This window comes from Fodinibius sp., from assembly GCF_041642155.1.
Lineage (GTDB): Bacteria > Bacteroidota > Rhodothermia > Balneolales > Balneolaceae > Fodinibius.
In genome coordinates, this window is sequence record NZ_JBEPWZ010000002.1 from 13394 (window position 1) to 34338 (window position 20945).

Genomic DNA, 20945 nt, shown 5'->3' on the forward strand with positions numbered 1-20945 from the left:
CATAAATTTATTTTCTATATAATAAATGATGATTATCATCGCAAGGTAATTTAACTCGAGAAATCGGTTAATAAAAGACGTTTATTTACATAAGACCAATACACAGACGGGCTGAAATGCTCACAAGGATGTTAATGGAAGCAACAAAAAGAAGGTACACTGACCATCCCCTGTCTCCATCTTGATCCTTCATAGTAATATAAAAAGCCCCTTCCGTTGCCGGAAGAGGCTTTCCTGATTTTATATGCAGGTAAGAATGCGAATGCTGACTATCTCTTACTCCTCATCCCACCAGAAATTTGAGGTATTATTATCCTCTGCCGGGTTGAGTTGCGACACGCCATCCTGGTAACTCTGGCTGTTTGTGCCTTCCTCATCACTTGGGTAAATATAGCGGCTTGGAATTTCTCCGCCATTCGTAGCATCTACCGCAGGATACAGGCCGGGATAACCCGTTGCCTCATAGGGATAATCTCCCCCCCGGTTATTGCCCCAATTAGCGTCATTGGTGCGGCGCCACTCGGACCATGCATCAAAGCCCATGGGAAAGAGCGCAACCCATTTTTCTTCCGCAATGACCTGGGCCAAACCACCTTCCGCGCTGGTGGCGTCTAACACACGCTGTGCTGCAAAAGCAGAGCCATCACTGTCCAGCAGGTCATTTTCATCCCAGTTTTCATCGACACTCTCGTAAGCCAGCATGATGCCATTCGTAAGCATGTCAATAGCACTTTCATTGGTCCAGCCCAATTCGGCCGCTTCTGCGCGGTTCAGGTAGGTGTAACCCGCCGTCATATAGGGAAGATCACTACCCGCATCTGCAACTACACCGCTAATGGAAGCACCACTATTGACGATTCCCGCAATACCATAGGCACCTCCGGAAGACGAAGGTTCACTGGACAATACATTCAAGCGGTCGTCATAGGTGCTATTGGAATATACGATCGTTGAATCATCGTTCGTCTCCCCCATCAATGCATCGGTAAAAGCGTCTGACAATACATAATCAGAACCCCGGTTCTGTGAGAGGGGATTCGTCGCACCCGGAGAATTCTGGTAATCGTACCAGGCTTCATCTGCAACAGTTTCAATGACGCCGGCCTGGTGATTCAGCGCCGCTGAAAATTCCTGAGAGGCATATTCAGCGTCAACATCAGAGATTTGAAGACTCAACTGGAGAATAAGGGAATTGGCGAATTTTTGCCACTTAGTCATATCTCCGCCGTACAATACATCGCCGGTCGGTCCGTCAGCCCCGGTATTGATCATATCACGAGCAGCTTTTACCCGCTCAATAAGATTCTGATAGATCGTTTGCTGATCGGTATAAGCCGGAGTAGTATTATCGAGCCCTGCAAGTGCTTCTCCAACGGAACCGTCTCCGTTACTATAGGGAACTGAACCCCAGATATCCGTCACGCGCTTGAATACCAGGGCACTCATTATCTCCGCGACGGCCGCCTGGTTGTCGGGATGACCGAAACCCGGGACCGTGCTTGGAATTTCCTCGGCCGTTGTAATTTCATAGAGTTCTTTGAAATTACTCAGTACCCCGGAGTAATAATCGGTCCAGGGATAGGCATTTTCTCCATAGGTCATCTCCGTAGTATACGTACTCTGCGCCTGATACTGCACATACAGGGTCGGATTGTTGAAGTAGGCGCGACCCCAGTTCGTAAAGAACTGGTTCATCCCACCGGCAAGCAATCCTTCCACATTTGCTTCCTGCGGTACGTCATCGTCCTGGTTGATATCGCCGAAATCGACGCTATCACAAGAGGCAAACGTTACCGTAAGAATACATAAGAATATTGGTAATAATCTAAGTTTCTTCATGGTCAACATCGTTAAAAAGTTACTTTTACATTAAAGCCATAGCTTTTCGTACCCGGCAGCTGCCCGTTTTCACCAAAAGTCTCGGCGAGCTCAGAGGGATCCCATTCATGGACGTTATTATCTGCGACAGCGATCATCCAAAGGTTACGACCCACGACTCCTATTGAAGCGGATTGCAGGAAATTGCCAACCCACTCTCTCGGCAAGGTATAGTTGAGACTCAATTCACGAAGCTTTACAAAATCTGCATCGCGAATAAACGGCTCGGCAATAGTGTTTGACTGCCACTGGCCGTAGTAATCAAAAGCGCTTACATAGGTGTCAACGGCATTCCCGTCGGCATCAACGCCGGTTACGTGAACACCACCACCTTCAGAAACCGGATCGCGCTTGGGATTGCCGCGATTGTTATTGTCGGCAGTTTCCTCAAGCAGGCCCGAATACTGTCCCCACTGCTCGGAAAGGGTAAAGAACTGACCACCTTTCTGGAAGTCAATACTGGCCGTCATGCTCAGTCCCTTGTAGGAAAACGTATTGATAAATCCACCTGTCCAGTCGGGAAGCACGCTGCCAAAGTATTGATTCTGCTCAACAGCAAACAGCCCGTTATCATTAACGATCGGCTGACCGTTTTCATCCCGGCGGATCCCGGGGCCCCGCAGCTGTCCCCATTCTTCGTCAAGCCTGTGAGTCAGGGAGACATAGCCAAAGGCCGCTGTGGTATTAGCCATTTCATAGGAATCTAATCCTTCGGGCAGTTCGGTTACCGTGACTGTATTGGTAGACCAGTTAACTGTTGCATCCCATCGGAAATCCTGATTAACGATAGGAGTTGCATCAAGTGAAAGCTCTACACCCTCACGCTCCAGCGATCCGGCGTTGGTCAGGTATTCGGTATACCCGGAACCTGAAGACAGGCTGGCCGGAACAATTTCATCATTGCGATTCTCCAGGTAATACGTAGCACTTAAGCTAAGACGATTCTCGAAGAATTCGAGATCCGTTCCCGCCTCAAAAGAGGAACTGAGCGCGGGCTCGATATTAGGATCGACCAGGGTTGCATCCGTGTAAAGCAGCGGGTTGGCCTCGCCGGTTCTCGGGTTGGTGAAAGGATCCTGTTGCAGGGAGTATACCTGGTTAATCCGTTCGGCATCTACGTCGTTGCCAACCTGAGCCCAGCCGGCTCGCAATTTACCATTGGTAAGAATATCGGAGTCCATGAACTCAGTAAATATGAAGGACAGACCAACAGAGGGATATCCGTAGCCATTGTTCCCTTCAGGCAGTGCAGAACTGTAATCCTGGCGGTAGGTCCCGTCAAGATACAGGTAGTCCTGGTATCCAACCGTCGCCTTCACGAACATGCTCAGGACCTGTTTGTCCCAGTTACGCTCAATAGGTACTACCTGTTCAGCAGAGTTGCTGAAAGTGAACACATCCGGCATGATCAATCCCCCGCTCTGCCAGTTTTCTCGATCCATATCCGCACTGAATCGTTTAAATTCTTCTATACGGACCTGGCCACCAACAAAACCGTTTACATTAAAATCCCCAAAGTTCTCATCATATCGCAACCGGGAACTGAAGTTATGCTCTTTTATTTGGTCGCTGTATTCACCAAATGAATTAATCCACTCGTTATACAGCGTCGGAGCTGCTGAATAAGTCAGACTATAGGGTAATTCAAATCGCCTGCTATAATCTTCAGACGTGGTACTGGCGCTACCAACCAATTCCAATTGCTCACTGATTTGATAAGACAAATCAACATTCAACAACAAATTGTCGGTTTCACGATTTTCGTCATACCGGTCCATCCAGGTATAGGGATTATACCAGAAAGCGGGCTTGTAGTATTCTGACTCGGATCCGCCAAACAATGCCAGAGGTGCCGAAGCAATAATACCAGGTCCCCAGTTATTCCAGGAGGCCGAATATCCCTCAGGGGTTTCCAGATCCTTCAGTTCTCGAATTTTATCCATTTCCAGGTTTCGGGCAAACCAGGAGTTAAACTGTCCGGACGTCTGGTTTCCGTAATCATCGTCGCGAACCTCTCCCTCGATAGCCTGGGTAGCGTAATTCACTTTCAGACCGACGTGGAAATCGTCGGTAACATCATAATCAAAACTACCGTTGAGTATCTGCTTATTCAGGTTGGAATACGGAAGAATCCCTCCCTGCGTCAGGTTGGTAAAGGCCAACCGGGTGTTATAGCGATCCGTATTATAGTTAATCGCCATGCTTGATTTATTGGTCACGCCGGTTTCGTAGAAATTCCTGATGTTATCAGGCGCGGCATCCCAGGTAGAAGTCTCCCCGTAATAGGGGCTGTCCGGATACATATTGTACCATGCAATATAGGGCTCCCCGTCAAACTCCGGACCCCAGCTCTCGTCGGCATACCCGCTCACTATAAATCGCTCGCCGTCAAGCGGCTGAAAATATTCAGGGTATGGTACGTAATTACCCTCTAAGCTTCCAGCCAGATTACCTAAATTAAATCCATTCTCATAGTCCATCGTTACCCACTCCGATTCTCCAGAATATCCTTTTCCATATTTATTCTGAAAGTTTGGCAGGTAGGAAACCCTGTCGAAGGTGGTGGACGAGTTCAACTCCACACTTACCCCCGTTTCCCGGGCCCCCTTCGTTGAAATAATAACAACCCCGTTCTCGCCGCGCTGACCATAGAGAGCCGTTGCATTGGGACCCTTCAGCACGTTCACATCGCTGACATTATTCATATCCACGATATTGGGATCTTCAACCGGAACGCCATCCACTACATAGAGCGGTTCCGCCAGGTCATTCGTCAGAGATATCGCTCCCCGAATACGGATATTACCGAAATCACCCAGTTTGGAGCCGGCCTGTCCGACGATCTGAACACCTGAAACCTTTCCGGCCAGACCTGTTCTAATATTTGCATCCTGTGTAACATTCAACTGTTCCTCGTTCACATTCTGCGAAGAGAACGAAAGGGTTCGTTCACTCACCTCTTCCCCCAATGCCGTCACAACCACTTCGCCCAGGTCAACTCCGGACTGCAGCGTAAAGTTAACGACCGTCTCTTCATTAGCCTCAATGGTCACAGTCTGCGTTTCTTCGTTATAGCCGATAAAACTGGCAGTAACTTCATAGGTGCCAGCCGGGATATTAGTTATCTCATATTCTCCATCGACATTCACAGAAGCACCCGTCGAAAGCTCCGCAATAACAACGTTAGCTCCCGGCAATGCTTCTTCAGAATCGGCATCCGTAACGGTCCCACTCAAACTACCGGTCTGTGCAAAGGCCGTGCCGGCAGAAATGAGACATACGACAACCGTATATAGTAACTTTCTAAACATAAATTACCTCATTATTGGTTAACAATTTAATTGACTGAACTACAAAAGGAAGTATAATATAACATAGCCCTGATATATTACGTGATGGTCCCCTTTCTGAAAGTTCATCTGATGTGCCCGCGAAGGGCAAATAAAATAATAGACTTATTTATAATAAAAGCCCATTAACACCGTTAAGTTAGTTTTTATACGCATAAATTGAAAGTTTTTTTACATAAAGGTTATACGGTCTTAACCTGACAGCTAAGAAGAGAACCGAAAAGCGCTTGTTTTACGAAAGCTGACATGGACATTCTCATTCATTGACGGGAAAAGCGGGGTAGGGAGCGCTGCTGTGCCCTTAAACCCATGAGTCGAAAAAAAGTGTGGATCAGGGCTATGAGTAAAAAAAAGACGGCGGGGAGGATGCACTTAGCCATCCGTTATGGTATAGAACACTTTCAACTCCTCTTATTTATATAGCACGGATCAAGGACGGTGCGAAAAGCCACTACTGGTTAAAATCCAGCGGCTTGAGCTTTACCAGTTTGCGAAGGGCGTTAATTTCGTTTTTCCTGAGATATCTCCAGCGTCCCATGTTGACGTTCTCGAGCGTCAGTCCGGCATAATCCACTCGTTTAAGCTTGGTAACCTCCGTTCCAAAATACTCGACCATACGCCGGACCAGGCGATTGCGTCCCTCAAAGATAGACAGCATAAAGCCGTTGGGGGTACTCACCAGGTTGTGGGCCCGGGCCGGGCCGTCTTCCAATTCTATACCTTCGGCAAGCTGTTGCAGCTCATCCTTGCCCAGCTTGCGCTCCGTTTCCACTTCATAGGTCTTGCGTACCTCGTAACTGGGATGCATGAGCCGGTTGGCCAGGTCGCCGTCGTTTGTCAACAGCAACAGTCCCATGGTATGCCGGTCGAGGCGTCCCACGGGATAGACCCGTTTGCCGGTGGCGTCCTCAATTTTGTCCATCACCGTATCGCGATTGCGCGGGTCGTCGGTCGTCGTAATGGTATCTTTGGGCTTGTTGAGCAGAATATAGACGAACTTCTCCAGGCTGAGGTGCTGTCCTTCCACTACCACCTTGTCGGTGCGCTGCACTTTAACGCCCATCCGGGTGACCACCTCGTCGTTAACCTCCACTTTCCCCGCTGCGATATAATCATCGGCTTTTCGCCGGGAACAGAATCCACAGTGAGCAATATACTTATTCAGGCGTATCTTCTCCTCTTCGCCGTAGTTTTGATCGATGGCATGAGGAGCCTCCTTCTTACTCTTTCTACTCCTCTTCTTTCTTCGCTGACTCATACTCTTTCCCTGTTTGTTCTGACGGTTCAAATTCTTTTTTACCTACATGATCGGCCGTTTCCCGCTCTTCCTCTTCATCCTGATCCTCATCCAGCTGCAGTTCTTTGGCGGTATATTCGTCCAGGTCGGGCACCTCCTCCTCATCAATATGCTCGACCGCCTCCATCAGCGACAGCGCCGTTGCGGTGGTGTCTTCATCCTCTGCCTTTTCACGGAGTTCCTGGAGTTCAAGCTGCCGGTCGAACAGAAACTGCCGGTGTTCGGCCATATCGTCGTCTTTGAGAATCTCTTCGATCTCGCGCGGCTTGGGGAGCTCTTCTATCGAATTGATGCCAAAATGCTTTAAAAAATGCTTCGTCGTCCGGTAGAGCAGGGGCTTGCCGGGTGCATCCAGGCGACCGGATACCTCGATCAACACTTTCTCCAACAGCTGTCGCAGGATATACCCGGAATCCACCCCGCGAATATCATCCACTTCCGGCTTCGTGACCGGTTGTTTGTAGGCTACAATAGCCAGCGTTTCGATGGCCGACTGCGAGAGCTTTCGGTAGGCGTTTTCATGCTGAAAGATACTCAGCCAGGGCTCGTACCGCTTTTTGGTTGCAAAGGTATAACCGCCGCCCACCAGATCGATTTGAAATGCAAGTCCGTTCTCCTCGTACCGCTGATTCAATTTCTCCACAAAGGGTTCGATGGCATCGGTCTCCAGTCCCAGGTTTTCCTCTCCTTTGGCAATGATTTCGCAAATCCTTTCTGCCGAAATGGGCTCCGGGCTCGCAAAGATCAGTGATTCTATCACCGACGACAGCCGCGTACCGTCCACAAATTGATAATCATTCATAACCGTTCTGGTGCTCATAGTTTCGGATTCAATCTCCTGAACCGATTGGTTGAAGGAAGGTAAAAATAACAAAAAAACAGGCCTTTACCGACTGGTTTCGTTATTGGTTATTTGTTACTGGTTATTCGGAGTTGCTTTTATAAAACCATTGGTAAGATTCCACGCGGGGGATTCGATGATCAGGAGGACTTTCAATAATTCAATATTCAAAATCCGGCAATTCAAAACTACTCCTGCTCCTTGATGATAAAGAATCCCTCCCGGCCCTGCTGCTGGTACAACGGCATTAAAACATAGCCGTCGCACTGGGCTACAATCCTGCCGCTGCGGTCGGATGCCAGCCATTGTCCCTCCTTTACCGGCTGAAAGTTTTTGTAGCCGGGACGCATTTTAAAATCGTCTCCCTCTTCAATAAGATGCTGGTAGACTACCTCGGTCTGCACCGGCAAATGGTGTGTTTGCGATTTCAAATGCTTTTGAAAATCTTCCATCATTTCGGGACGGTATCCCTCGGAATCGATGCAGCCGACAGCCCGCAGCAGCAGCATGACCGAGGCAATGATGTTCTTCTTGGTCACGCTGTTCTCGTGCTGACCTCCCTCCAGGCCGAAAGAAAACAGCCCGCGTTTTTGATAGTACTTCAGGGCCGTCCCGTGCAGGGAGCGGCCGATACCCAGGACCATCGGCGCATAAATTTCCGAAAGCAAATCAATTTGGCCCGGTTCCTGATCCGGCAGGGTAAACATCGATCCCTCTGCTGAAAATGTATGGATATCGACCATAATCGTCGGATAGGATCCATACTGGTTTTCAATCTGGTCAAGCACCCGCAACAGCCTTTTTACCTCTACACGCTCACTTGATGAAAGGCTCTCTTCGGGAGTGGTTCGAATTTTCTCTATGATAGAGGGAAACCAGATGCGATTCATATCCTCGTCGATATAACGCACTTTATGCTTCAGGGCCTTTAAATTGGCCCGGATCGCCAATGCTTTTCCCCGCACCAAACCGTCAGAATCTTTAAGAATCCCCAATACCTCTTCTACCGCCTGGACACCGATATACTCATTCCCGTGCATACCCGTCAGTAATACGACAAGAGGGCCCTCCTGTTGGCCTTTCAGCGATCCAATCGTCCGGTTTGTTGAAACGTCCGTTTTGTGCTCAGCTATCATCAGACTGCTTATCGGAATTACTGTTTGAATGTAATACTTTGAGCAGTCTTGCTGTTATGCTCATATAATTATGTTCGGTGATAATGCCAACCAGCCTGTTATTTTTCACCACCGGGAGACAGCCGATCTGCTGGCTTTCCATAATTTCCATCGCTTCTATAATAGAGGCCTCCGGATGAATCGTTATGGGATTTTCAATCATAATCTCTTCAACCGATTCCATCACCTTCTCTCCCTGGTTGACGGCCTGACTGTATTCCTTGAACATCATTCGCATGGTTACCAGCCCTACCAAGCGTTTTTTATCATCCTCAACAGGGATGTGCTGGATGCCCTGCCAGTCCATCAGGTTGGCTACAAATTCCAAAATGTCATCCTTTTGTACCGTAAACAGGTCGGTGGTCATGAACTCTTCCACGATGAGACTCGAGGGCTTCCAGTGTTTCAGGTCTTCAGCGCGGGCGCGCCCCCATTTATGAACCGGCTCGCCCTTTTTCTGGTTTTTGATCATGGCCGTTGTGATGGTGGCCAGCGTGTGTTCCTTGGACTCATTTTCTTTCATCAGCCTCGCATAGTTGTTGAGCATCCAGTACGAGGGTGTCTGTCCCGAAGATACCCGGCTGTTAATTATATCCAGGTAACTGTTAACGTCACTGCTGTCAATGCCCGCCTCCTGCAACCCCTCCCGCGCTATGGGCAGCAACTCTTCGGTAATCAGATCCACCGCATTAATCCGCTGGTCGTCAAACCATCGAAATTTGGTATCGAGTCCCATCTTGGAAGCGGCCACAAAATTCAGCCGGGCGTCGTCAAAATCCATCTTTTCGGAAACATCCGGGTAATAGTCATCCATCTTGTTCATTAATCCCAGCCAGAAAGCTGAGTTGGCGATCTCATCGGTTACCGTTGGACCCGAAGCCAGTACGCGATTCTCGATCCGCAGGTGTGCTTTTCCGTTGGTTATCCCATAACAGGGACGGTTCCACCGGTAGACGGTGCCGTTGTGTACCTGCAGCGCATGCAGCGCCGGCGGTGTACCCTCATCCAGCATCTTCTCCACGTTCTCTTCCACTTCCGAGCTCAACATCACCCGGTAGCGGGCGGTATCCTCCTGGTAAATTTCCAGGATGCTATCCTGCACCCATTCGTTGCCGAAGGTGACCCGGGGACTGCTTTCACGAAGGTGATCCCCCACGGTTCGCGTATCTACGGACTGCTGGAAAAGGGCAATACGCGTTTCATCCCAAAGGCGCTTGCCAAAGAGGATGGGAGAACCCACTGAGCTCGCCAGCACCGGGGCCGTGATCAGCTGGGCGATATTGTACCTGGTTACGAATTCCTGTGGCTTAATCTGCAGGTGAACCTGATAGGCCGTGTTGCAGGCCTCCAGGAGCGGAGAATCGACCTTCATAAGCAGCTCATCCATACCCTGGATTCGCAAGTCAAAATCCTCGCTGCGCTGCCGGATGATTGCCTGACAGAGTGCCCGGTAGCGCTGCAGGGGCGTCATATTCTTGAGATCGATATCCATCTTGCGGATGGTCGGAAGGATCCCCGTCAACAGGATTTCGCCCCCCATCGCTTCAGTAACGGCCCGAACCTGGTCAACCTTCTGCTGCAGGTTCTCCTCCATCTGCGAAAGACAGTTCCCCGCGAATTCAAGCGGCTCTAAATTTATTTCCAGGTTGAATTTGGCGAATTCCGTAGTAAACCCTTTCGCACCCTTGCTCTTCAGCTTGTCCAGGATCTCCATCGACCGCGGCCAGGCTTTGGCCTGCTGATCGACAAGGCAAAGTTCCTGCTCGGCCCCTATACGGATCGGGTCTGTCTCGAACCAGCCATCCTCCTCCAGCATGCGACCCAATGCCCGCAGGTCTCTCAAGACATATTTCATAAAGCGCTGCACTTCTTCCTGGTTGTCAGCCAGCTTTACTTTGAACTCACCCATGGGCACCTCGTGCTATAAAATGATATCTTTTCTGAGCTGTAATAATCGAATTTATTCAATAGATTGCAAGTAAATATAACGAACGCTGCGGGGACTATTGTATAATCAAGATAAGAAGAAGCCGAATAAGGCTGTTTCCGGTTTCGGGAAACGAATTCTTCTTGAGAATCATTTTTCTATTGAAGTAAATCTCTAACTCTCATTCCTTTACCTATATATTCTATGGACATCACTCTACAACAGGCTGAAAAAGCTATTGCAGCATCCAAAAAGAAAGCCGATGAACTGGATCTGAAGATGAATATTGCCATCGTAGACGGAGGCGCCAACCTCAAAGCTTTTGCACGACAAGACGGTGCGTGGCTGGGATCTATTGACATAGCTATTAAAAAAGCGAAGACAGCCCGGTATTTCGATATGAATACCGGAGAAATAGGAAAATTATCCCAGCCCGGAGGCGCCCTTTACAATATCGAACACTCCAATGACGGATTAATTTCCTTTCCGGGCGGGATCCCCATAGAAGACAAAGAGGGATATATAATAGGAGCCATAGGCGTATCGGGCAGTACGGTTGACAACGATCATGCAGTGGCCGAAGCCGGCGCAGAGGCGTTAGAATAAAATCATTACTCCAGCGCATCCACATTTACGTTGATGCGCACGCTGCTGGCTCCCCGGGGTTTGTGCTTCTCATATCGTTCGAACGTCCGGTCCAAAAGCTGTTCGATGGCCCCGGCCCCGTTGTCCGGTTTTATCTTAACCAGGCTCTCCCACCGGTAATAGTTTTGCATCCGGCTGATCGGAGCGGGCGAGGGTCCCAGTACCGGATCGGGATGGCCGATCGTTTTCATCAGGCATTCGGTATATGCCATGGCCACGCGGCGGACCCTTTCCTCTTTTTTTCCTTTAAAGACGAACCGGATGATGCGGGAATAGGGCGGGTATTGCAGCATTTTCCGCTGGGCCAGCTCCCGGCGGGCAAATTCGTTGAACTGATGCTTTTGGGCCGCCTGGATGGCCGGGTGATCGGGCTGCCAGGTCTGGAAATAAACCTTCCCTTCCTTGCCGGCCCTCCCAGAGCGTCCCGCCACCTGGCTGAGCAGCTGAAACATCCGTTCGCCCGACCGAAAGGAAGGAAATGCCAGCTCGGTATCGGCATCAATCACTCCCACCACGGTCACATCGGGAAAATCAAGGCCCTTGCCGACAATCTGGGTTCCCACTAAAATATCGGCTTCCTTGCGCTCAAAGGTCTTCAGGATATCCGCGTGAGCATTTTTGCCGGAAGTGGTATCGAAGTCCATTCGCAACGTCCGCGCCTCCGTAAACAGTTCAGCGATCTGCTCCTCAAGCTGCTGGGTACCGCTCCCTTTCGGATGGACGGCCTCGTGTCCGCACTCCTTGCACCGACGAGGCTGGCGCTCGGAATAGCCGCAGTAATGGCAGCGAAGCTGCTTTTTGGATTTGTGGAAGGTCAGGCTCACCGAACAGTTGGGACATTCCGGGATCTCCCCGCACTGCCCGCACTGCAGGTAGAACGAAAACCCCCGCCGGTTGTAAAGCAGGATCGCCTGCTCCTCCCGCTCCAGTGCCATTTCTATGGCATGGAACAGCGGCACCGCAATGGGCCCGCGCATTGCGGACCGGTACTGTTTGAGATCCAGAACGTTGACCTCGGGCAGCGTAGCCTCAAAGGGACGCTCTTTCAGCGTGAGCATCGTACTCTTCCCCTTTTTAGCTCCCTGCAGGGAGACCATACTGGGCGTGGCCGAACCCATAACCACCACCGCATCGTTAATGTGCGCCCGCATGATCGCCGCATCACGGCCGTGATAGCGGGGGGCGGGATCTTTCTGCTTGTAGGAGGCGTCGTGTTCTTCGTCAACGACAACCAGTCCCAGGTTCCGGACCGGCGCAAACACGGCGGATCGGGCCCCGATGGCAATCCGTTTTTCTCCCTGCTGGAGCGCCCGCCAGGCTTCATAGCGCTCCCGGTTGGTCAGGCGGCTGTGAAGCACCGCTATATCATCGCCGAATATCATATAGAACCGCTTGACAATCTGGGGGGTGAGCCCGATCTCCGGGACCAGCACCAACCCCCCTCTCCCCTGCTCCAGGGCGTTCTTCAGCGCATGGATATACACTTCCGTCTTTCCGCTTCCGGTCACGCCATACAGCAGGAAAGAGGCATAGTCCCGGGATTCCAGGGCGGTACGAATCTGATCAAAGGCTTCTTTCTGCTCTTCATTCAGCGTCTTTATCCGGGTGGGATCATGTTCGTGCTTCAGGCTCAGGTTATTGGACGCTACCTCCTCGACGCTGATCAAACCCTCTTGGGCAACACGGTTGAGCGTATAGTACTCCAGCAACTCACAGGGCGTTAAATTCCGCTGAAATTCAGGCAGATCAAGCTCAGTAAGCAGCTTCAGGGCCCGGATCCACTTATAATTTTTATCCGCCTGCTCATGCTTTTCCACCAGTTGTTTCGCTTTGTTCCGGGCATTTTCATCCGTCCACCGCCACATGTTTTCGGTCCTCGCCTCCATATTCACCGCCGGCTCTTCCCAGACCTCCAGCAATTTTTGTCCCACCAGCCGCCCGATGAGCTCTTCGTTCCAGCGCTTGTGAGCCTCTTTTTGCGAATAGGATCCATACTCTTGAATTTCTTTGATAACCTCTGCCTCCCGATCGCCCAGATGCTCCGGGATAGGTCCGCCAACAGCCCTGAGCTGCTTCTCCGCATGGAAGCTGAGTCCGGCCGGCAATGCCGCCTGAATTGCTTCTCCCCACCCGCAGTAATAGAACCGGTGAATCCAGCGGCTCAGTTCAAGCAGCTCTTTTGAGAGTACGGGGGTATCATCGAGCACCTTTTCGACGGAACGCGTGTCAAAATCAGGGGCCTGGTCGTGGATACTAACAATAAATCCTATCGCCTTGTGCTTCCGGAGTGGTACCCATACCCGTTTCCCCACCTCCGCTTCCGAGCGCACCTCCTCACCGGACAGCGCATACGTAAAGGGCTGGCGCACAGCAGTCGAAAAAACAATGTCAGCGTAAGCAGGCAAGTCGGGTAGCTCTAATTAATTCATAGAAGTCTTTGCAAAACCGTTCTTTTGTCCAATGTCGGCGTTATCGGTCGCTTGAAATTCTCACATATAGGCTATACGCTGCGATTCCAACCTCCCTATGGCCTTGACCTTTCCCGATGCTTCGGGACTGGTTTTTCAAAGGCTTCTCATATTCAGTGATGGAGCGAAAGCATATCCATTATATAGACTCGAATCAATATTGAATTCAAAAAATATCAACCCCGGAACAGCTCACGGCTTTGGTGGAAAGGCCTCCGTTGCATTACTGGATACCGCATCGCTGGATATAGAATTTACAGCGTTAAACCAATTCCCGCCTAACCTATATTATTACACACCGCTTCGGTAAATGCCGTGGTCGACCCGCTGCCCCCGATATCGGGCGTACAGACCTGCTTTTCCGCCAGCGTCGCATAAACAGCCTGCCTGATTTGGCCGGCGGTCTCCTGCTCGTCAAGATAGTCGAGCAGCATCAGCGAGGAAAGCAGAAAAGCGATGGGATTGGCTTTATTCTGTCCCGCAATATCGGGAGCGGAGCCGTGTACCGCTTCAAAAATCGCGGCATCATCCCCGATATTGGCCGCCCCCGTGAGACCGAGTCCCCCCACCAGTCCGGATGCGAGATCCGAAAGTATATCTCCGAAAAGATTTGTGGTTACAATAAGATCGTAGTTGTTCGGATACATGACCATCTGCATGGCCATATTGTCGACAATAAGATCCTCGTATGCAATATCCGGGTAGTCCTCCGCGACCTCCGCCCCGACTTCCATAAACAAGCCGCTGGTATATTTCAGGATATTGGCTTTGTGCACCAGCGTTATTTTTTTCCGGTGGTTCTCGCGGGCATATTCAAAGGCCGCCCGAATCAACCGCTCGCTGGCCTCCCGGGTTACGACGGCAATGCTTTCGGCATGCTTGTCTTTCGCAATCCATTTTTCTTTACCGATATACAGTCCCTCGGTATTTTCACGGAACATCACCAGGTCGATATCCGCATAACGGCTTTCGATATGGGGGAGAGATTTGGCGGGACGAATATTGCTGTATAACTGAAATCTTTTGCGCAGCTCTACATTTACGGAACGAAATCCAGAACCGACCGGTGTGGTTAACGGCCCCTTCAGCGCCACGCGATGCTTTTCAATAGCCTCGAGCGTCTCCTCCGGCAGGGGATTGCCTTGCTCCTCATACGCCGTGAGTCCCGCAGAACAACGGACCCAGTTAACGGGAGCGCCTGCCTCTTCAAAAATGGATGTTACGGACTGTGTTATCTCAGGTCCGATACCGTCGCCGGGTATGAGTACAACGTCGTGCATATGAACAGTTTTTTAAATTATGCAAATAGAGACGAGTTTGCTGTAATACGTCCTGAAAATACAAATAATAACCCTCGATATCAGGAACCGCCAAAAAAGATCTCCCAAAAAACAGTTAACCGATCTCTAAAACAGCAGACCCTTCGATGTTACCGTCTCGTAAATCATTGAGTGCCTGGTTCGCCTCTGCAAGCGGATAGGTGGTAACCCTGCACTCTACCGGTATCCGGGGCGCCAGCTGCATGAACTCCACTCCGTCCTGCCGGGTGAGGTTGGCCACCGACTCCACGGACCGCTCTCCCCACAAGTCCCGATACGGGAAGCCCGGAATATCACTCATATGGATGCCCGCACACACCACTTTCCCGCCCTTCTTCACCGCCTTCAGTGCCTGTGGGACAAGCTTGCCCACGGGAGCAAAAATGATGGCCGCATCCAGTTTCCGGGGCGGCAGGGTTTCGGAACCTCCCGCCCAGACGGCCCCCAGAGAGCGGGCAAACTGTTGTCCTTTCTCATCAGCCGGGCGTGTAAACGCATACACGTCCCTGTTTTGATACTGCGCTACCTGGGTCAGGATATGAGCAGCCGATCCGAACCCATAGAATCCGAGCGCCTGTGCGTCCCCGGTTTTCCGCAGCGAACGGTACCCTATAAGACCCGCGCACAGCAGCGGGGCTGCCTGGACGGCCGGGTAGTTGTCCGGGATAGGAAAGCAAAAATGAACACCGGCAGTCGCATATTCCGCGAATCCGCCGTTGATATCGTAGCCGGTAAACCGGGCACGATCGCACAAGTTTTCCCGGCCGGACCGGCAAAACTCGCATTCGCCGCAGGTTGCGCCGAGCCAGGGGACCCCCACCTTGTCTCCCACCTCGAAATCGGTGACGTTACGGCCTGTTTCTTCGACAACACCCACAATCTGGTGTCCCAGTACCAGCGGCAGTGTCGGATTATCGAGGTCCCCGTCCATGATGTGCAGGTCGGTGCGGCATAGGCCGCAGCTCTGTACTTTTATCAACAGTTCCTCTTCACTCGGTTTCGGAACCGGCAGATCCTGTAGTTGAAGCGGTTCACCGGCGCGATCCATGATCATAGCTTTCATCATAAAATACCGTACGTTCGATTGCGTTTATTTGCGACTTGTACAAGCAGAAGGCTACATCACCATAACATACTCCATGCCATTTACCATTCAAGAGTAGTAAAACACAACGGCCCTGCAACCTGTTGGACTTGGAGGATCACGAAGAGAGGTTAATAACGCCGGCGCCGTTTTTCGAGCTTTTTATCGAGATTATACTTGCCGGACCCGATGAACAACAGGCTGAAAAAGACGATCGCTAATTCTATACTGTGGGAATAGATCGTAAAGGGATCGCCCATTCCGATATGGGTGGCGGTGGCAACCAACATTACCACCAGCAGAAAGAGAACGCTTGGAATAAAGAATAATCCCAACAGTAAAAACAAGCCTCCAAAAAATTCAGCAATGCCCGCCATAAACCCGAAAAACATGGGGGCGGCACTGATACCAATACCTTGCAACGAAGATCCAACTTCAGACCACATTTCGGGACCGCCAAAAACTTTCGGGTAGCCGTGAAGCATAAACATGATCCCCAGACCGATCCTTAGCAATAACAGTCCGATATTGCGTATTTGTCTTCTTCGCTGGCTTCTTAGCATATACAATTAAATTATAGATTAATTATGGATTATAAGTAATGCGGTAAATAATGCCTCTGTGATCATCGGAAACAAGAACCGAACCATCGGAGAGCTGCAACAAGTCCACGGGACGTCCCCACACGGCACCGTTTTCCTGCAACCAGCCATCCACAAATGAATCGTACGAAACAGCTTTGTCCCCGTTAAGCGGGACCCGCGTTATACGATACCCGATTTTTTCACTTCTGTTCCAGCTTCCGTGCTCTGCGATAAAAATATTATTCTGATATTCCTCCGGAAAAAGGTCACCGGTGTAAAAAATCATACCCAGCGGGGCCACGTGCGGACCCAGCTCCCGGGCGGGCGACCGGAATACTTGTCCGCTGTTTTTTCCCTGTTCCCCAAATTCCGGATCCCAAATATCCGACCCGTGTTTGTAGGGATAGCCAAAATGCTGGCCCTTTTCAGTGAGATGGTTCAGCTCGCACGGCGGCTGGTTGTCGCCCATCCAGTCGCGGCCGTTGTCGGTAAACCAAAGATCCCCTGTTCCGGGGTGCCAGTCGAACCCCACCGAATTGCGTACCCCATGTGCTATAATCTCGCGATTCGACCCGTCGGCATTCATCCTGGTTATGCTGGCGTAAAGTTCCTTATCAGAGTCACAGATGTTACAGGGAGCTCCCACCGGCACGTAAAGCTTGCCGTCGGGACCAAAGGCAATAAATTTCCAGCCGTGATGACCATCGGAAGGATACGTGTCGGTTACGACAACCGGTTCCGGCGGATCTTCGAGCTGATCATCGATATCGTCATACCGGAGAATACGGCTTACGGCTCCTACAAACAGCGATCCGTTGCGATAAGCTACGCCGCTGGGTAACCGGAGATCCTGGTCAATGGTATAAACCGTATCGGCATGAAAGTCGTCATCATGATCGGCTATAGCGTATATTTTACCGGCATCCCGGCTGCCCGCATAAACGATACCGCCGTCACTAAGAACCATTTGTCGAACATCCGGCACGTTCGAGGCATAGAATTCCACAGAAAATCCTTCGGGGAGAGAAAGGTTGTCAAGTACTTGCTGGGCGCGGCCGTCGAATGAAGTACATCCGAAAAATAAGATAAAAGAGACAAGCCCCAGAAAAGGAATGGTATGCCGTTTAACCGTTATGTTCATTAATCACCCCACTCTGATCAAAAAGATACTATATCTAACCCACTCGCAAGTACTTAGCAAGATAGTGGTCTTTGCCCCTGTTGTTTAATGGAGTAATGTATCTTTTGCTGAAACCTTTGTCAATTTATATATAATATAAGAGGGAGGTGGCAGGCATTCTTCCACCCCTTCCTCGACGAGCTTACCCCGCAGGGTGCTTTGGAATTCGGGCTAAAGGGAAATTTCCGTCCCCAAAACCTCAAGAAAAGCGGCCAGCCACTTGGGATGACCTGGCCATGCGGGTGAGGTTACAAGATTTCCGTCTACGACCACCTCGGTAGCGGCCACATCTTTATAATCAGCTCCCGCAGCCTCCATTTCAGGTCCGCATGCCGGATAAGCGGTAAGTGTTTTACCTCTGACCGCATCGGCCGCAGAAAGCAACTGTAGTCCGTGGCAAAGAGCCGCAATAGGTTTATCCGCCTCTACAAAATGGGTAATCATCTCGATGACACCCTCTTCGCGGCGCAAATATTCGGGAGCCCGCCCGCCGGACAATACCAGCCCGTCATACTCTTCGGGGTCGATCTCCTCAAAGGTAGCATTCAGCGTAAAATTATGCCCGGGCTTTTCACTGTAGGTCTGGTCCCCTTCGAAATCGTGAATAGCTGTCTTTACCGATTCTCCATCCTTTTTACCCGGACAAACGGCATGGACGGTATGTCCCACCATCTGTAGCGCCTGAAAAGGCACCATAATTTCGTAGTCTTCTCCAAAGTCGCCAACAATCATCAATAGTTTTTTAGCAGCCATAATCTGACAATATGTATTTTATGTTTATTTTAATTTTATAGATAGTATTAAAAAATAATAAGTAGTGCTAACACGCTTCCCGGTCGGATACCTACCCTCCTCACGTAAGATAACGAACGCCCCTCAACTTGTTCTCTTACATTCAGCCTACGCAGCAGGATCGATACTTATAAGTGGTGCAGAATGAAGGGGAGATTTCTTCTCCACAGCCTTCTTAGCCTGGAACCCACCTTCATTTATATCTATAACTACATCTATAATCCGCATCTACAATCCACAACCATAAATACCTCATTCCCGTTCTTTGCGGCTGCATACATCTATCAGTCGACCGATAAACGCACGTCGCGTGGGAAGAATCTTTTTTCGTGCTTCAAACGGGTTAAAATACTCGATGCGATCCATTTCGGGAAAGGATTCGAACTGGCCGGAGTCCGGCGGCCACTCCATCTCGAACCAGAAGGGTTCAAAAACAAAATCGTCCGGTAAGTCATATTCGGTGGCCCATATTAGAATTGTTTCTCCGGACTCGTCTTCGGTTACGGATCCCAATTCCAGGTAATTACCTTCGGGAATGAAGCCAAAAACCTCTTCAAGCTCTTGCCTGGCCCTGTCCAGTGGATTTTCTCCGGCCTTGACCCTGCCTGTGGGAATAATCCATCCTCCCTCGTCTTTATCCTGCCACAGCGGACTGCCGGGATGGGCCAGCAAAAGTTGCAAATGTGGCTTTCGGCGGAAGAGTAATACGCCTGCGTTTGTTCGGGACATCCTTGTTAGCTGGTTGAGATTGAGAATAAGATTGAGATTGAAATGTACATGATTAACGCGACGCTCAATCGCGCTTGCCGGTGGAACCTACTGTATATCCGCGCTTGGGCATTTCGCCAGCCAGAGCATAATCCATCCCGGAGATAGCACCGATGATGACAATATTTCCATTCCAGGCATATCAGGGAACGCTTTGCCGGAATTGATAATCGCGAAGGTTAATCCAGTCCGGATGTCGGGCTGAAGAAGTACGAAAACAGGAAGGATGAATGATCTCGGCCAGAATGCGGGTAGATTCGACAAGACGCGGGCCCGGACGGTTAACATAATGATCGCCGTCCATGATAAACACCTGGTGATTCTGTACGGCTTTCAAATCCATCCAACCCGGACGGTTCGTTATTGTGGCAAGCTCCGCAAGTGTTTTGGAAATACTATATCCGCAGGGGGCCATGGCAATGATATCGGGGTTTAATCTCCTCACTTTTTTCCATTCCAGTTTAGGTGAATACGCTCCTGCGGTCGCAGCCAGCGGGACACCACCGGCAAGTTGCACAAGCTCGGGTACCCAGTTGCCCGCAGCCATCAACGGATCCAGCCACTCAATGCAAAGAACATCGGGACGGCGGAGTGGCCGTGTCTGCTGCTGAATATCCCGCAGGTCTTCTTTCATCTGTGCCGTTAGCTCTTCCGCTTCTCTTTCGGCTTCTATAGCCCGGGCCACCGTGCGAATAGCATTCACCGTCGAAGAGAGGTCGGTGGGAGATACCGAAATAACCTGAACCTCTTTACCCAGGGACAATTGTACCGCTTCCCGAACATCGCCAAGCGAGGCGGCACAAACCTCACAATGATCCTGCGTTAAAATGATATCCGGTTTCAGTTTTGCAAGCTGCTCTGCATCCACCCGGTAAACGGAGAGTCCTTCCTGAAGAATCGCTTTAACCCGCTGATCTATTTCGTAACTGGTTCCATCTGCCTGAAATTTGGGCTCCGTACAGGAAGGCAAAACAGTAATTTCGGGCGGGAAATTACAGTCGTGCGAACGCCCCACAAGTGGCTTCTTCCTGCCCAGTGCAGCAACTGTTTCTGTGAGACTTGGGAGCAGCGAGACGATACGCATTATCAAAATAAATAAGGAGTGAATGCTCTTGGCGTTATGCCTTATGAAGAATTAAAATAAAAAACGAGTCCGCTCCAAACAATCCGTAACAAATCCTTTTCCCTGTGACTATATTAGACCTTTGCAAAACCGTTGTTTTGCCCAATTTCTACATTTTCGCAATTCAAATCCTCATGGTTACAATAAACACTGCGGTTTGTAATCGTCCAGACGTTCGTATCGAACAAAACCCCTGGTTTTTCAATGGCCTCTGTAACATCAATCCGCTCGAATGGACCCAGGCTTGGTTTTCGGTTTATGACCTGAAACCGTTTTGCAGGGCTTGTCCCGCCAGTGGCCAGTGGATTAAAGCAAACCGTCCGTTGTACTCCGATATAAACCCTGGGAGACCGATTTTGATCCCATTACGGTGGAATATCAACATACTTCTAAATTATTATACAATATATCAGGTGTCCAGAGGTTGTTTTAACTCGGAACAAATAATCTCTATATTAGTCCAACTCCTAAGGAAAGAGGATGTTAATTTTTAATTTAGATTACACTTTATGAA

Annotated in this window: 15 protein-coding genes; 1 reads left to right on the forward strand and 14 read right to left on the reverse strand. The window is 50.2% G+C overall.

Going from position 1 to position 20945, the window contains the following annotated elements:
• Window positions 1–276: 276 nt before the first annotated feature.
• From ACESLU_RS00375 to ACESLU_RS00400, 6 genes are all read right to left on the reverse strand, one after another.
• A complete protein-coding gene (locus ACESLU_RS00375) occupies window positions 277–1839 on the reverse strand; it encodes a SusD/RagB family nutrient-binding outer membrane lipoprotein (RefSeq protein ID WP_372633538.1) in 1563 nt (520 codons plus the stop codon).
• 11 nt (window positions 1840–1850) lie between these two features.
• Window positions 1851–5189 carry a SusC/RagA family TonB-linked outer membrane protein gene (locus tag ACESLU_RS00380; protein WP_372633541.1) on the reverse strand — a complete coding sequence of 1113 codons (3339 nt, stop codon included), beginning with the start codon at window positions 5187–5189 and terminating at the stop codon, window positions 1851–1853.
• A gap of 490 nt (window positions 5190–5679) precedes the next feature.
• Window positions 5680–6486, reverse strand: coding sequence for a pseudouridine synthase (locus ACESLU_RS00385; protein ID WP_372633544.1), 807 nt, complete (start codon window positions 6484–6486; stop codon window positions 5680–5682).
• Window positions 6458–7345 (reverse strand): SMC-Scp complex subunit ScpB, encoded by an 888-nt coding sequence (gene scpB / locus ACESLU_RS00390; protein WP_372633547.1) that lies wholly within the window; start codon window positions 7343–7345, stop codon window positions 6458–6460. Before scpB ends, ACESLU_RS00385 begins: the two co-directional genes overlap by 29 nt.
• Window positions 7346–7554: 209 nt before the next feature.
• Window positions 7555–8502: a succinylglutamate desuccinylase/aspartoacylase family protein gene (locus ACESLU_RS00395; RefSeq protein ID WP_372633550.1), complete on the reverse strand. Its 948-nt coding sequence runs from the start codon at window positions 8500–8502 to the stop codon at window positions 7555–7557.
• Complete coding sequence (locus ACESLU_RS00400; RefSeq protein ID WP_372633553.1) at window positions 8492–10450, reverse strand: glutamate-cysteine ligase family protein; 1959 nt, start codon at window positions 10448–10450, stop codon at window positions 8492–8494. The genes ACESLU_RS00395 and ACESLU_RS00400 overlap by 11 nt, the downstream gene beginning before the upstream one ends.
• Before the next feature lie 222 nt (window positions 10451–10672).
• Between ACESLU_RS00400 and ACESLU_RS00405 the strand changes: the two genes are divergently transcribed.
• On the forward strand, window positions 10673–11074 hold the full coding sequence (locus ACESLU_RS00405) for a heme-binding protein (protein ID WP_372633556.1): 402 nt from the start codon (window positions 10673–10675) through the stop codon (window positions 11072–11074).
• A gap of 5 nt (window positions 11075–11079) precedes the next feature.
• Here ACESLU_RS00405 and priA read toward each other — a convergent pair whose 3' ends face one another.
• The 8 genes from priA to ACESLU_RS00445 all read right to left on the reverse strand — a co-directional run bounded on the left by priA (window position 11080) and on the right by ACESLU_RS00445 (window position 20392).
• Window positions 11080–13518, reverse strand: a complete 2439-nt coding sequence (priA, locus tag ACESLU_RS00410) for a primosomal protein N' (protein WP_372633560.1) — start codon at window positions 13516–13518, stop codon at window positions 11080–11082.
• 341 nt (window positions 13519–13859) lie between these two features.
• Window positions 13860–14861: an isocitrate/isopropylmalate dehydrogenase family protein gene (locus ACESLU_RS00415; RefSeq protein WP_372633563.1), complete on the reverse strand. Its 1002-nt coding sequence runs from the start codon at window positions 14859–14861 to the stop codon at window positions 13860–13862.
• Window positions 14862–14976: 115 nt separating this feature from the next.
• Window positions 14977–15963, reverse strand: a complete 987-nt coding sequence (locus ACESLU_RS00420) for a zinc-dependent alcohol dehydrogenase family protein (RefSeq protein WP_372633605.1) — start codon at window positions 15961–15963, stop codon at window positions 14977–14979.
• A 152-nt stretch (window positions 15964–16115) separates the two neighbouring features.
• Window positions 16116–16547, reverse strand: a complete 432-nt coding sequence (locus ACESLU_RS00425; protein WP_372633566.1) for a DoxX family membrane protein — start codon at window positions 16545–16547, stop codon at window positions 16116–16118.
• Window positions 16548–16569: 22 nt separating this feature from the next.
• Window positions 16570–17709, reverse strand: a complete 1140-nt coding sequence (locus ACESLU_RS00430; protein WP_372633568.1) for a sorbosone dehydrogenase family protein — start codon at window positions 17707–17709, stop codon at window positions 16570–16572.
• Between the two features lie 210 nt (window positions 17710–17919).
• The gene (locus ACESLU_RS00435; RefSeq protein WP_372633571.1) at window positions 17920–18501 is read right to left on the reverse strand and encodes a DJ-1/PfpI family protein; all 582 of its coding nucleotides are present in this window, start codon (window positions 18499–18501) and stop codon (window positions 17920–17922) included.
• A 291-nt stretch (window positions 18502–18792) separates the two neighbouring features.
• Window positions 18793–19269 carry an NUDIX domain-containing protein gene (locus ACESLU_RS00440; RefSeq protein WP_372633574.1) on the reverse strand — a complete coding sequence of 159 codons (477 nt, stop codon included), beginning with the start codon at window positions 19267–19269 and terminating at the stop codon, window positions 18793–18795.
• Window positions 19270–19450: 181 nt separating this feature from the next.
• Window positions 19451–20392, reverse strand: a complete 942-nt coding sequence (locus tag ACESLU_RS00445) for a cobalamin-binding protein (protein WP_372633577.1) — start codon at window positions 20390–20392, stop codon at window positions 19451–19453.
• Between the last annotated feature and the right edge of the window lie 553 nt (window positions 20393–20945).